This window comes from Streptomyces sp. NPDC056948 (assembly GCF_042674225.1).
Classification (GTDB): domain Bacteria; phylum Actinomycetota; class Actinomycetes; order Streptomycetales; family Streptomycetaceae; genus Streptomyces; species Streptomyces purpurascens.
The window spans coordinates 16,831-29,562 of record NZ_JBHUQX010000061.1 but is presented as its reverse complement, the minus strand read 5'-3'; the positions used below and the strand labels follow the sequence as shown (position 1 = coordinate 29,562).

11 protein-coding genes are annotated in these 12,732 nt (G+C 69.9%); 4 read left to right on the top strand and 7 right to left on the bottom strand.

The genetic code is table 11. The annotated features are described in order from the left end of the window. Positions 1–15: 15 nt before the first annotated feature. From ACFTZL_RS10865 to ACFTZL_RS10835, 7 genes are all read right to left on the bottom strand, one after another. Positions 16–1,458 carry a S28 family serine protease gene (locus ACFTZL_RS10865; RefSeq protein ID WP_382580278.1) on the bottom strand — a complete coding sequence of 481 codons (1,443 nt, stop codon included), beginning with the start codon at positions 1,456–1,458 and terminating at the stop codon, positions 16–18. 98 nt (positions 1,459–1,556) lie between these two features. Continuing rightward, positions 1,557–1,949, bottom strand: coding sequence for a hypothetical protein (locus ACFTZL_RS10860; RefSeq protein ID WP_382580276.1), 393 nt, complete (start codon positions 1,947–1,949; stop codon positions 1,557–1,559). A gap of 109 nt (positions 1,950–2,058) precedes the next feature. After that, complete coding sequence (locus ACFTZL_RS10855; RefSeq protein WP_382580275.1) at positions 2,059–5,778, bottom strand: ABC transporter ATP-binding protein; 3,720 nt, start codon at positions 5,776–5,778, stop codon at positions 2,059–2,061. A 133-nt stretch (positions 5,779–5,911) separates the two neighbouring features. Continuing rightward, positions 5,912–6,883 carry an esterase-like activity of phytase family protein gene (locus tag ACFTZL_RS10850; protein WP_382580273.1) on the bottom strand — a complete coding sequence of 324 codons (972 nt, stop codon included), beginning with the start codon at positions 6,881–6,883 and terminating at the stop codon, positions 5,912–5,914. A gap of 71 nt (positions 6,884–6,954) precedes the next feature. Next, positions 6,955–7,806, bottom strand: a complete 852-nt coding sequence (locus ACFTZL_RS10845; RefSeq protein ID WP_382580271.1) for a serine hydrolase — start codon at positions 7,804–7,806, stop codon at positions 6,955–6,957. Between the two features lie 63 nt (positions 7,807–7,869). Then, the gene (locus ACFTZL_RS10840) at positions 7,870–8,160 is read right to left on the bottom strand and encodes a hypothetical protein (RefSeq protein ID WP_382580269.1); all 291 of its coding nucleotides are present in this window, start codon (positions 8,158–8,160) and stop codon (positions 7,870–7,872) included. A gap of 23 nt (positions 8,161–8,183) precedes the next feature. Beyond that, complete coding sequence (locus tag ACFTZL_RS10835; RefSeq protein WP_382580267.1) at positions 8,184–8,492, bottom strand: hypothetical protein; 309 nt, start codon at positions 8,490–8,492, stop codon at positions 8,184–8,186. A gap of 171 nt (positions 8,493–8,663) precedes the next feature. Here ACFTZL_RS10835 and ACFTZL_RS10830 point away from each other — a divergent pair, with 171 nt between their 5' ends. The 4 genes from ACFTZL_RS10830 to ACFTZL_RS10815 all read left to right on the top strand — a co-directional run bounded on the left by ACFTZL_RS10830 (position 8,664) and on the right by ACFTZL_RS10815 (position 12,663). Continuing rightward, a complete protein-coding gene (locus ACFTZL_RS10830) occupies positions 8,664–9,458 on the top strand; it encodes a Scr1 family TA system antitoxin-like transcriptional regulator (protein WP_382580265.1) in 795 nt (264 codons plus the stop codon). Continuing rightward, on the top strand, positions 9,451–9,675 hold the full coding sequence (locus ACFTZL_RS10825; RefSeq protein WP_382580263.1) for a DUF397 domain-containing protein: 225 nt from the start codon (positions 9,451–9,453) through the stop codon (positions 9,673–9,675). The genes ACFTZL_RS10830 and ACFTZL_RS10825 overlap by 8 nt, the downstream gene beginning before the upstream one ends. 93 nt (positions 9,676–9,768) lie before the next feature. Then, the gene (locus tag ACFTZL_RS10820) at positions 9,769–10,377 is read left to right on the top strand and encodes a hypothetical protein (RefSeq protein WP_382580261.1); all 609 of its coding nucleotides are present in this window, start codon (positions 9,769–9,771) and stop codon (positions 10,375–10,377) included. 81 nt (positions 10,378–10,458) lie between these two features. Further along, on the top strand, positions 10,459–12,663 hold the full coding sequence (locus tag ACFTZL_RS10815; RefSeq protein ID WP_382580259.1) for a glycosyltransferase family 39 protein: 2,205 nt from the start codon (positions 10,459–10,461) through the stop codon (positions 12,661–12,663). Positions 12,664–12,732 lie beyond the last annotated feature (69 nt).

Genomic DNA, 12,732 nt, shown 5'->3' with positions numbered 1-12,732 from the left:
CGACAGCGACATGCCTTACGGGCGCAGCGTCATCTCCCGCTGCGGGTCCCGCTTGTCGAGCTTGGCGTCGAACTTCGCCAGCGGCTTCGCCGCCTGCGGGTCGGCCTGTACCGCGCCGGAGGCGACGCCGGCCCAGTCGAGGATGCGAGCGGTGGCGAGGGCCTTCTGCTCGGGCACGAGGCCCGCGACGTTGGCCCCGTGGTTCATGCCCGGAGCGGTCATGACGTAGGAGTCCTTCGCGCCCTTGCCGACCCGGAACGGCTCGGCGCCCCACGGGTCGTTCTGGCCGTAGACGAAGAGCATCTGACGGGCGTTGTGCCGGACCCAGGTGTCGACGTCCCGCATCGCCCCCGGCTGGAACTTCATGGAGATGTCACGCGGGACGAAGTTGCGCGGCGGCTGGTAGCCGTAGCGGATGTACTGCTTCTCGATGTGCGGGAACCGGATCGTCGGCGCGCCGAGCTGCGTACCGGCCTGGTAGTAGTACGGCGTGTAGGTCTGGAGGCCCTGGTCGGCGTAGGCGGAGAAGCCGGAGATCGTGTCGACGGAGGTCCAGATGTCGTCGTCGGTGGCGTTCTTGGCGTCGGCCGGGATCTGGTCGCAGTCCTTCAGCAGGCTGTACTGCCAGTAGCCCCACACGTAGTCGAGGACGGTCGCCTCGTAGGCCTTGTCGAGGCTGCCGATGGTCTCGAAGGTGAGGCCCTCCTCCTTCGCGTAGGCCGCGTACTTCTTCTCCAGCGGCTCGCGGCGGACCAGTGCCTCGCGCTGCACGGCGTTGAGCCGGTCGCGGCACTCCTTGGTGCCGACGCGCGCGAAGAAGCGGTCGTAGGCCGAGTCCTCCTTGTTCACCACGTCGTTGGGGGCGACGTAGGCGACGACGCCGTCCATGTCGCGCGGGTAGAAGCGCTCGTAGTAGGTGGCGGTCATGCCGCCCTTCGAACCGCCCGTGGAGAGCCAGTTCTTGCCGTAGACGCTCTTCAGGGCCTTGAAGACGCGGTGCTGGTCGCTGGCCGCCTGCCAGATGTCCAGCTTGGACCAGTCGGCCGGGTCGGGGCGGGACGGGGTGAAGAAGCGGTACTCCAGGGAGACCTGGTTGCCGTCCACGATCTGGGTCGGCTCGCTGCGGCGGGGCGTCGTGGAGACGTTGTAGCCGCTGGTGAAGAAGACCGTCGGGCGGGCGACGTCCTTGTGCAGCACGGTGATGCGCTGCTGGAACGTGCCCTTGGACGGCTTCCGGTGGTCGACCGGCTGGGTGTAGTTCAGTACGAAGAAGCGGTAGCCGGTGTACGGCTTCTCCTCGACCAGGCTCATGCCCGGTATGGAGAGCAGCCTCTCCTTGATGTCAGTGGTGCTGCCGGTGCCGGTGGCCTCCGGCTCGGCGGCGGTGGCCGCTGTCGCCGTGCCCAGTGTGCCTATGAGCACCGTGAGCGCCAGCAGCCATCTGAGCGCCTTGCGCATGCGCACTCCCCTGTGAGACAGATGTGCGCCGGAAGCTAGCGGACCAACTCACCGGAGCACCAGGGGACATAGGGAAAACCCTGTGCGCGGGCGGGGATTCAGCACAGAATCCAGCCGGTACTGACGGACTTGGGGCCGACCTTGCCCTTGAGCCAGACGCAGCGGCGCCCGGCGTGCACCGTGACCGGGCCGGCGAGGTAGGCGTACCGTCCCTCGTCGACGACCGGCCGGTTGCCGCGCGCCTGCACGCTCACCTTCATCGCCCGCTTCACACCGGGCTTCTTGGCCACGGTCACGGCGCAGACGTAGCCGCCGCGCTTGTAGACGTACACGGTTCCGGTGGAGAACGGCAGGGTGCGGACCTTGCGGCCGGGACAGGACGCGGTGGTGGCGGCCTGCGCCTCGCCCGGTGCCGCCACGGCGAGCAAGCCGGAGGCGGTCAGCACGGCCAGGCCGAGCGCGAGCCGCCGGCGTATCGCTCCACTGTCCACTGTTGTCCTCCCGTACCGCGTCGTGCGCGACCATCGGCGTACGGCTGTACGGACGCATGACGTATGTCGGACGGTTGCACGACCGTCACGGACACACCGCGCCGACCCCTCAGCGGGACGCCCCGACCGGCTCCTCCGGCTCGGCGGTGCCGATGAAGGTCCGCCACAGGTCGGCGTACCGGCCGCCGCGCGCGAGCAGCTCGTCGTGTGTGCCGTCCTCGGTGACTCCGCCGTGGTCCATGACGACGACCCGGTCGGCGCGGGCGGCGGTGGTGAGGCGGTGGGCGACGACAAGGGTGGTGCGGCGGCCTGCGAGGCGGTCGGTGGCCTGGTTGACCTGGGCCTCCGTGGCCAGGTCCAGCGCGGCCGTCGCCTCGTCGAGCAGCAGGACGTCCGGGTCGACCAGCTCGGCACGGGCCAGGGCGATGAGCTGGCGCTGTCCCGCGGACAGGTTGCGGCCGCGCTCGGCGACCTCGTGGAGGTAGCCGCCGTCCAGCGTGGCGATCATGTCGTGCGCGCCGACCGCACGGGCCGCCGCCTCGACCTCGGCGTCGGTGGCGTCCGGGCGGCCGTAGGCGATGGCGTCACGGACGGTGCCCTGGAAGAGGTACGCCTCCTGCGGGACGACCCCCAGACGGTGCCGGTACGAGGTGAGGTCCAGGGATCGCAGATCGGTGCCGTCGACGGTGACCCGGCCTCCTGTGGGGTCGTAGAAGCGGGCCACGAGCTTGACGAGGGTCGACTTCCCGGCGCCGGTCTCGCCGACGAAGGCGACGGTCTGCCCGGCGGGGATGCGCAGGTCGACCCCGCCCAGGGCCTCTTCGTCGTCCCCGTAGGCGAAGTGCACGTCCTCGAACGCGATCTCGCCGCGCAGGGAGAGGACCTCCAGGGGTTCGTCGGCGGACTTCGTCGACGTCGGCTCCTGGAGCAGCTCCTGGATGCGGCCGAGCGAGACGGTCGCCTGCTGGTAGCCGTCGAAGACCTGGGAGAGCTGCTGCACGGGCGCGAAGAACAGGTCGATGTAGAGCAGGTACGCCACCAGCGAGCCGATCGCCAGCGTGCCGTTGTCGACCCGCGCCCCGCCCACGATCAGTACGGCCGCCGCCGCCACCGACGACAGGAACTGCACGAAGGGGAAGTACACCGAGATCAGCCACTGGCCCCGGATGCGCGCCTGGCGGTAGCTGTCGCTGCGCCCGGCGAACCGCAGCCCGCCGTCCCGCTCGCGCCGGAACGCCTGCACGATCCGCAGCCCGGACACCGACTCCTGCAGGTCGGCGTTGACCACCGACACCCGCTCACGGGCCAGTTCGTACGCCTTCACACTCGCCCGGCGGAAGAAGAACGTGCCGATGACCAGCGGCAGCAGCGTCGCGAAGACGACCAGCGCGAGCTGTACGTCGATCACCAGCAGGGCGATCATGATGCCGAAGAAGGTGACGACCGAGACGAAGGCCGTGACCAGGCCCGTCTGGAGGAACGTCGACAGCGCGTCGACGTCGGTCGTCATCCGGGTCATGATCCGGCCGGTCAGCTCCCGCTCGTAGTAGTCGAGCCCGAGGCGCTGGAGCTGGGAGAAGATCTTCAGGCGGAGCGAGTACAGGACCCGCTCCCCCGTGCGTCCGGTCATCCGGGTCTCGCCGATCTGCGCCGCCCACTGCACGACCACCGTGAGCAGCCCCAGCAGGGCGGCCGCCCAGACGGCGCCGACGGCGGCCTGTGTGACACCGGAGTCGATGCCGTGCCGGATCAGCACCGGCAGCAGCAGGCCCATGCCGGCGTCGGTGGCGACCAGGGCGAGGCTGACCAGCAACGGCACCCTGAAGCCGCGCAGCAGCCGGCGCAGGCCGTAGGACTCCTCCGGCTGGACGGCACGCGACTCGTCGATGTCGGGGACGTCGGTGGCCGGGGGCAGCGCCTCGACCTGGGCGAGGAGCTCGGGGGTGGCGGGGCTCTCGGCGAGGGCGAGGTCCTTGCGCTCGCGGTCGCCGGTCCACAGCCGTGGCGTGACCCCGCGCTCGGCGTCGAACTCCGCGTCCAGCTCGTCCCGTACGGAGGTGTCCTCCTGGGGACAGACGGGCTGGGTGTGGCCCGGGGAGACCGCGCCCAGCTCGTCGGGGTCGGTGAGCAGCCGCCGGTAGAGGGCGGAGCGCCGCTGGAGTTCCTCGTGGGTGCCGATGTCGGCGAGGCGGCCGCCGTCCAGGACGGCGATGCGATCGGCGAGGTTCAGGGTGGAGCGGCGATGGGCGATCAGCAGGGTCGTACGGCCCCGCATGACGCCCTTCAGGGCCTCGTGGATCTCGTGCTCGACCCGGGCGTCCACGGCGGAGGTGGCGTCGTCCAGGACCAGCAGGCGCGGGTCGCTGAGGATGGCGCGGGCGAGGGCGACGCGCTGGCGCTGGCCGCCGGAGAGGGTGAGGCCCTGCTCCCCGACCGTGGTGTCGTAGCCGTCGGGCAGCTCGGCGATGAAACGGTCCGCCTGGGCGGCTCGGGCGGCCTTCTCGATCTCCTCCTGGGTGGCGTCCGGGCGGCCGTAGGCGATGTTGCTGCGGACGGTGTCGGAGAAGAGGAACGAGTCCTCCGGGACCAGCCCGATCGCGGACCGCAGCGATTCCAGGGTCAGCTCGCGCACGTCGTGGCCGCCGACGAGGACGGCACCGCGGGTGACGTCGTAGAAGCGCGGCAGCAGCAGGGAGACGGTGGACTTGCCGGAGCCGGAGGAGCCGACGACGGCGAGCGTCTCGCCGGGGCGGATCTCGAAGGAGAGCCCGTCGAGGACGGGGCGGTCGGCGTCATAGCCGAAGGAGACGTCGTCGAACTCGACCGTCGCGGGTGCGTCGGAGGGAAGGTCCTTGGAGCCGTCCTGGAGCGAGGGCTCGGTGTCGATCAGCTCCAGGACCCGCTCGGTACCGGCCCGGGCCTGCTGGCCGACGGTGAGGACCATGGCGAGCATCCGGACCGGGCCGACGAGCTGGGCGAGATAGGTCGAGAAGGCGACGAACGTGCCGAGCGTGATGTGCCCGCGTACGGCCAGCCAGCCGCCGAGGGCCAGCATCGCGACCTGGCCGAGGGCGGGGACGGCCTGGAGGGCCGGGGTGTAGACCGAGTTCAGGCGGACGGTGCGCAGCCGGCCCGCGAAGAGCCTGCGGCCGACCTCCCGGAGCTTCCCGGTCTCCTGCTCCTCCTGCCCGAAGCCCTTCACCACGCGTACGCCGCTGACGGCGCCGTCGACCACGCCCGCGACGGCGGCGGCCTGTGCCTGGGCGTACCAGGTGGAGGGGTGCAGCCGGGTGCGGCTGCGCTTCGCGATGTAGGCGAGGGCGGGGGCGACGGCCAGGGCGACGAGGGTCAGCGGCCACGACAGCCAGGCCATGATCACCAGGGAGATCAGGAAGAGCAGGACGTTCCCGATGGTCATCGGGAGCATGAAGAGCAGGCCCTGGATGAGCTGGAGGTCGCTGGTGGCCCGGCCGACGACCTGGCCGGTGGACAGCTCGTCCTGGCGGCGGCCGTCGAGCCCGGTGATCGTGCCGTACATCTCCGTGCGCAGGTCGTGCTGGACGTCGAGGGCGAGGCGGCCGCCGTAGTAGCGGCGGATGTAGGTGAGGACGTAGACGACCAGGGCGGCGGCGATGAGGAGGCCGGCCCAGGTGGTCATGTCCCTGGTGTGGTCGCTGATGACGTCGTCGATGATCACCTTGGTGATCAGGGGGACGAGAGCCATGACGGCCATGCCCGCCAGGGAGGAGCCGAGGGCGAGAACGACGTCCTTCGGGTGGCGCCATGCGTAGGCCCACAGTCGTCGTGCCCATCCCCGTTTCGGTGTCACACCGGTGCCTTTCAGTCGTCCTGAGCTGCCGGAGACACCAACGCGTTCGGGGGCGGATTTCATCCCGCCGTGGGGGATCGGTTGTTCTTTGTGTGCGGCGGCGCTGTGGCTTGTCGCGCAGTTCCCCGCGCCCCTAAGCGGATGCCCGTACGCGCAAGTAATAGAAGCGGGTCGTTTGGGTCGGGTTCTGGTTGTCGTCGCTGGCCAGGAGGACCTTCAGGGTGTTCTTCGTCCGGCCCGTGATCGTCATGGCCTCGATGTTGTCGAGGAGGGGGTTCGGCTGGGGCTGCTTGGCCGTCGCGCCCAGGGTCGGGCAGGTGGCGAGGTCGGTGAGCAGGGTCTTGCGCATCGCGTGGCGGGGGTCGGCCAGGTAGAGGCGGACGGTGTTGCCCACGCCGGAGGTGAAGCCGCGTTCCAGGACCAGGAAGCGGCCGTCGGGGGTGGCCTGGATCTCGGAGACGCCCAGGCCGGGGTCCGTGCCGTAGGCGTACCGGGGCCCGAGCCGGAAGTGGCCCCGGTGGCGTTCCCAGGTCTGGAAGCGGACGGTGTCGGCGCTGTCGCCGGAGAGGGCGTACTCCATGGAGGCGACCAGGGTGCGACCGCCGGGCAGCAGGGTCAGGCCCTCGAAGGTGCCGTTGGGCCGGCCGCGGCCCGCGGGGGTCACGCGCAGGTCGTCCGGGACCGGGAGGCGGTCGAGGATCTTGCCGGTGCGGGAGTAGCGGCGTACGGACGGCTCGGTCTCGGAGGTGATCAGGCGGGTGCCGTCCCGGTCGACGACCAGGCCCTCGGAGTCGAGCGCGGTCCCGGTCTCGTCGGTGAGCGGGAGGACGGAGCGGGGCTTCAGCGTCCCCGCGTCCAGGCGGAACAGCGACGAGCGGTCGGAGAGGGCGGCGAGCGAGCCGTCGCTGTCGACGGCGAGCGCGGAGATGTTGCCGACGAAGGTGTCCTCGTACGTCGTCTTGTCGAGCGCGTCGGAGAAGCGGTCGATGGAGACGGACGGCGAGCAGGCGTGCGAGGTCCGCGCGTGGGCGGGGCCGGCGGCGGTCAGGCAGGTGGCCGCCGTCAGGCCTGCGGTGAGAAGGGCGAGGCGGGTTCTCAGGGGCATGGGCGTCACCGTAGGACGGGCCGGTGACGCCGGGTAGGCCGCGGGGTGAAGGGTCGGCTCGTGGTGAAGGGTCAGCTCGCGGCCAGGTCCTTGTGGATGACCTTGGCCACGGCCTGGATGGTCGCGATGCCGTAGTTCATGGTGCTGTTGCCGTGGGTGAGCACGGTCATCACATAGTCGTGGCCGCCGCCCTTGAACGCGCCGACGCTGTGCACCCGCCAGCCGTTCGTGGAGCGTTGCAGCCAGCCGTTCTTGACGGCCACGGTGACGCCCGAGGGCACCCCGTACGGCGTGCCCCAGCGCTGGGACGAGACGACCTGGCCCATCAACTTCAGGATGTAGGAACGGGAGTTGTCGCTCAGGACCGTGTTCTTGGCGGTGAGGAGCTTCAGCAGCTTCTGCTCGTCGGTGACGGTGATCTGGGTCAGTCCCCAGTAGCCGTTCGCGCCGGGCTTGGTCTGGGTCATGCCGGCGGCGCTGAGGAAGCCCTTGATCTTCGTCATGCCGAGCTGCTTCCACAGGGTGGAGGTCGCCGCGTTGTCCGACTTGGTGATCATGGCCTTGGCGAGGGTGTTCTCGCGGTCGGTGAGATACCGGTTCGTCTTCTTCGCGTCCCAGAGCAGGGTGGCGAGAACAGTCACCTTGACGACGCTGGCCGAGTCGTAGGCGGAACTCGCGCGCAGCGTGCAGGTGGTGTTGGTACTGCGGTCGTGGAGGCCCACGGCGACGGTGCCCTTGCGGGTGGCGAGCGCGGCGGTGATGTCCTTTTTCAGCTTGGCGGCGAGGCCGGCCTTGGCCGAGGTGCAGGTCACGGTCGGCGTGGCAGCGGCGGCGGGCGTGGCGGTGGCGACAAGCGGCACGAGCACACCCGTACCCACGGCCGCCGCCAGCACTCTCGCCCGGCGGGATATCCCAGAAGTCATGCACCCTTGACTCGCGGACCGGGGGCAAAGGTTGTAGGCGTTGGTGAAGGCTTGTACGAGTCGTTACCGGGAGGCGACGTGACCGCTGTCGGGTGCGGGCAGTCTGGCGCCCCTGCTCTCCGCGATGCGGTGAACGTCGCGCAGGGCCTCGGTCATCCGGGCCACCAGGAAACGGAGCTGCGCGGTGGTGACCTTGTGGTCGGCGAGCATGTCGGTGGCGTGGTCCAGGAGCCGGGCCGACATACCCAGTTGCACGGACTCGATGTCGTCGGCCACGCGGGAAAGGTATCCGGTTCCGTCGCCGACGAGGTAGCAGGGCTTGCCTCCCTGACCGGACCAGGGGAGCAGTCTCATGGTTTCGGCCTGACCGCCGCCGGTCACGCGGTCACCTCCATGCCGTGGATGACCCGCGGGGCGATGTCGATGCCGTGCACGGCGATCCGCAGGGCCCGTCCTCGGGCCTGCCGCCGCCGGGCTTCCTCGCGCCGCTCATGGGCGACCAGATAGGGGCGGACCAAGGTGTTGTCCTCACCACGCAGGGGACGGGAGCCGGCCTGACGGTCGGTCCGCCCTTTTGGGGATGTGGGGGTGGAAGGTCGGCTTCCCACCGCAAGGCGATGGCGGCCCAGGCCGGGAAGCAGGAACCGCAACAGCGGCTCGGCGAGACGGGCGATACGGTGACGCATGTCTTCAACTCCGTAGGTCCGTTAGGGGCGTTGATGGCCACACCCCCGGACCGGTCGACACGGCCGCGGGGGTATCGCTTTGTGTAGCGATCCACTCACAGAGTGAGAGGTGCCGGGCTAGGCTCGCCAGAGGGTGCGGTGTGACCAGGCATTTGTCGCAAGGGAGTGGCCATGACCAGCACGTACGGTGACTGGCTCAAGCAGCAGCGCGAGGCGGCAGGGCTGACGCAACAGCAAGTGGCCGACATGGCGGTCATGACCCGGTCGCACATCTCGCACATCGAGGCGAGGCGCCGCATTCCGTCGAAGGAGGACGCGCGGCGCCTGGACAGGGCGTTGAACACGGGGAATGTGCTGAGCAGCTTCCTGCCGCAGGATGACCGAGCAGTTGCTGATCACTTCGCGGCGGCGCTGGAGCTCGAACAACAGGCAACAATGATCCGCGAGTTCGCGCTGTCCCATGTGCCCGGCATCCTGCAAACGGAGAGGTACGTACGTGCGGTCCTGAGCACCGCTTTCCCCCCGTGGAGTGAAGAGGAGTGTGACAGGCTCGTCGTCACACGGCTTGAGCGATCAAAGATCCTCTCCGACCCACTGACGCCCGTAGTGTGGGCGCTGCTGGACGAGGCAGTGCTGCGCCGCCCAGTCGGTGGCCAGGAGGTCATGGCGGAACAGCTCGTGCACATCGTCCGCTTGGTCGAGGCCGAGCGCGTGCGCGTACACGTGGTGCCGTTCGGCCTGGGCGCCCATCCGCTGCTGCACAGCATGGTGACGCTGATGTGGTTCGAGGATCAGCCGCCGGTGGCCTATACAGAGGGCCTCCATATGGGCAAGGTGCACGACTCCCCGGCCCTGGTCCAGCGCATTCAGGGCGCCTACGATCTCGCACTGAGCGATGCACTGCCATTGAGGGAGTCACTCGCCCTGCTCAAGGCGACAGCGAAGGAATACGGACACCATGACTGAGCGCACGATACCGAATGCTGCCGCACTCAGCGGCTGGCGCAAGTCGTCGTACAGCGGGAACGACGGAGGCAGCTGCGTCGAGGTGCTGGACGACTACGGATCAGGCCTTCCGGTCCGGGACTCCAAGAACCCGCAGGGCCCGGCGTTGGTCTTTGGCTCTGATGGTTGGTCATCGTTCATCACCGCCATCAAACAGCACCTCTCCCAAAACCCCTGAGCACTCCCCCCTCCCCCGTTCACCCGTCGCTCATTCGAGCGCATCAATGGCGACTGCCTCCCACGTGCTCACGCTTTACGAAGGATGGGTGGCATGAGCCCGGGATTCTCGTACCTGCACGACCCTCACAGCACGGGGCACGTGATCGCCACAGTGCGCACACTCATGCGCACCGACGGCTTGAATGTCTCTCTGGCGGCCATCGCCCGTAGCTGCGGCACGTCACGCAACTTCCTTTATTCCAACTGGAAGTCGGCTACCGCGCTGCACCTGCTCGCGCTCAGGACGGAACTGGCGCACGCCTTCGACAAGGCTCAGCGCACCTGTCCCAGCGACGGCACCGTCACAGGAATCACCCACCACCTGACCGAAGTCGCGCGCACCATCCGTCGCCATCCGACCACGGCCGCCATCGCCCGCTCCTCCCCGGGGGCCTTCACGACCGCGCACAGCGTGATCGAGGGCCCACTGGTACGGGTCGCCACGGAACGGATCAGCGATCTGCTCCACCCGCTCTCCCCGGATGGCGGGATCTGGGGCGACGCCGCGCTGAACACCAGGCCCTGGAAAATCCTCTGGATCGGCCGCCCCACCGCCCTCTGCCCCGAAGCCGCCGGCAACCAGGCCTGGGAGGACACGCTGGACAGCGTCTTCGCCCAGCTGCTCCAAGACCTGCTCACCCCCTGGAGCACATCTCCGTAACGTCCCGTCCAGCGGGTCATCCACAGCCTGCTCCCAGACAGGACACAGTCCGCCCCCATCGGCGGTGTGCATCGTGCAGGGGTGACATCTGCCACCGAACCCCAGATCCGCACCGCCGCCCCGCGCTGGTCGCTGCCCGCTCTGCTCGCGATCCTCGCCCTGGCCGCGGTGCTCTACTCCTGGAACCTGTCCGGCTCGAGCCTCAACAGCTTCTACAGCGCGGCCGTGCTGAGCGGCACGCAGAGCTGGAAGGCGTGGTTCTTCGGCTCGCTCGACGCAGGCAACTTCCTCACCGTCGACAAGCCGCCGCTCGCGCTGATGGTCATGGGCCTGTCGTGCCGGGTCTTCGGGTACGGCACCTGGCAGATGATGGCGCCGATGGTCGTGGCGGCGCTGGCCACGATCTGGATCCTGCACTCCTCCGTGAAGCGGGTGTTCGGGCACGCGGCGGCGGCCGTGGCCGCCCTGGTCCTGGCCCTCACGCCGATCACGGTCGCCATCAACCGGGACAACAACCCCGACACGCTGCTGGTGTTCCTGATGGTGGCGGGCGCCGCCCTCGGCCTGCGGGCCGTACGCAACGGGCGGCTGCTGCCGCTGCTCGGTTCGGCGGCCTGCTTCGGGCTCGCCTTCAACACCAAGATGCTCCAGGGGTACATCGCGCTGCCCGCCGTGTTCGCGGTGTATCTGTACGCGGCCGGGCCGGCGTTGGTGAAGCGGATCGTGAACCTGCTGGCCGCCGCTGTGGTGCTGGCCCTCTCCAGCTTCTGGTGGGCGGCGGCCGTGTCGCTGGTGCCCGCCTCCGAGCGGCCGTACATCGGCGGTTCGACTGACGGGACCGCCTGGAACCTGATCATGGGCTACAACGGCCTCGGCCGGATCCTCGGCGGCGAGGGCAACGGCGGAGGCGGCGGGGGCGGAGGCGGCGGCTTCTCCGGCACCGCGGGCCTCGGCCGGATGTTCAACGACATCCTCGGCGGCCAGATCTCCTGGCTGCTCCCCTTCGCGACCCTCGCGCTCATCGGCGGCCTGGTGCTGTGCGGACGCGCCCCGCGTACGGATCTCACCCGGGCAGCGTTCGTGCTGTGGGGCGGCTGGACCGCTCTGCACTATCTGACCTTCGCCCTGGCCGAGGGCACGATGCACCCGTACTACACGACCGCGCTCGCCCCGGGCATCGCGGCGCTGTGCGGAGGCGGCGGCGTACTGCTGCTGCGCGCCTTCCGGGCCGACCGGCGGTGGGCCTGGGTGCTGCCGCTCGGGCTGGGCGTCACGGCCGTCTGGGCCGCGGTGCTACTGCGGCGGGCCTCCGGCTGGAACACCTGGCTGTGGCCTGCCGTCCTGGTCGTCATGGCGCTGGCGATCGCGGGGCTGTTCGTCTTCCGCTCCGGCGGCTCGGGCCTTCGGCTGCGGTTGCTGGCCGTGTCGGTGACGGCGGCGATCGTCGCGGCGGTGGCGGGTCCGGCCGCGTACGCCTGGTCGGTGCCGTCCGGGTCGAGCGGCGGCGGTGGCATGGGCGGTACGAACCCGACCGCGGGCCCGTCGACGGGCAGCGGCTTCGGCGGGCCCGGGGGCGGTGGCGGTGGCGGCCGTGGGTTCCCGGGCGGTTCCGGTGACGGGATGCCGGGTGGGGGTGGCGGTGGCCAGCAGGGCGGGAACGCGCAGGCGGGTGGCGGCGACGCCCAGGCCGGTGGAGGCAACGCCCAGGCCGGTGGCGGGTTCCCGGGTGGTGGGGCGCCGTCCGGCGGGCAGGGCGGCCAGAGCGGGCAGGCCCCCGGCGGCGGTACGGCCGAGAACGGCACGAGCGGTCAGCCCGGCGGCCCCGGCGGTGGCGGCATGGGCGGCGGCGCGAGCAGCGAGCTCATCTCGTACCTGAAGAAGCACCAGGACGGCGCCGAGTGGCTGCTGGCCGTGTCCAGTTCGCAGGGCGCGGCCCAGCTCATCGTGAGCAGCGGGGAGCCCGTCATCTCCATGTGGGGCTGGTCCGGCTCCGACAAGGCGATGACCCTGGCCAAGCTCAAGGAGCTGGTGAAGAAGGGCGAACTGCACTACATCCAGCTCGGCGGCGGCATGGGCGGCGGCCCCGGCGGCGGCAGCAGTGTCAGCTCCGAGGTGACGGCGTGGGTGCAGAAGCACGGCACGGCGGTGAAGGAGAGCGAGTACAGCAAGAGCACGAGTTCGGACTCGAACACGGAATCGGGCTCCGCCTCGTCGTCGCAGTCGAACCAGTCCAATCAGTCGACCCAGTCGGCGATCTACCGCCTGGACGCGTCCGACGTCGGCTGAATCCCTCGCGACTGCGAACGAATGGCCCCCGGCCTCTCGGTCCGGGGCCGTTCCCGCGTCCCCGATCAT

Bases quoted from the DNA above. Each gene is read 5' to 3' on its own strand.
- ACFTZL_RS10865 (WP_382580278.1), bottom strand. From the start codon at position 1,458: ATGCGCAAGGCGCTCAGATGGCTGCTGGCGCTCACGGTGCTCATAGGC.
- ACFTZL_RS10850 (WP_382580273.1), bottom strand. From the start codon at position 6,883: ATGCCCCTGAGAACCCGCCTCGCCCTTCTCACCGCAGGCCTGACGGCG.
- ACFTZL_RS10845 (WP_382580271.1), bottom strand. From the start codon at position 7,806: ATGACTTCTGGGATATCCCGCCGGGCGAGAGTGCTGGCGGCGGCCGTG.
- ACFTZL_RS10840 (WP_382580269.1), bottom strand. From the start codon at position 8,160: ATGAGACTGCTCCCCTGGTCCGGTCAGGGAGGCAAGCCCTGCTACCTC.
- ACFTZL_RS10835 (WP_382580267.1), bottom strand. From the start codon at position 8,492: ATGCGTCACCGTATCGCCCGTCTCGCCGAGCCGCTGTTGCGGTTCCTG.
- ACFTZL_RS10830 (WP_382580265.1), top strand. From the start codon at position 8,664: ATGACCAGCACGTACGGTGACTGGCTCAAGCAGCAGCGCGAGGCGGCA.
- ACFTZL_RS10825 (WP_382580263.1), top strand. From the start codon at position 9,451: ATGACTGAGCGCACGATACCGAATGCTGCCGCACTCAGCGGCTGGCGC.
- ACFTZL_RS10820 (WP_382580261.1), top strand. From the start codon at position 9,769: ATGAGCCCGGGATTCTCGTACCTGCACGACCCTCACAGCACGGGGCAC.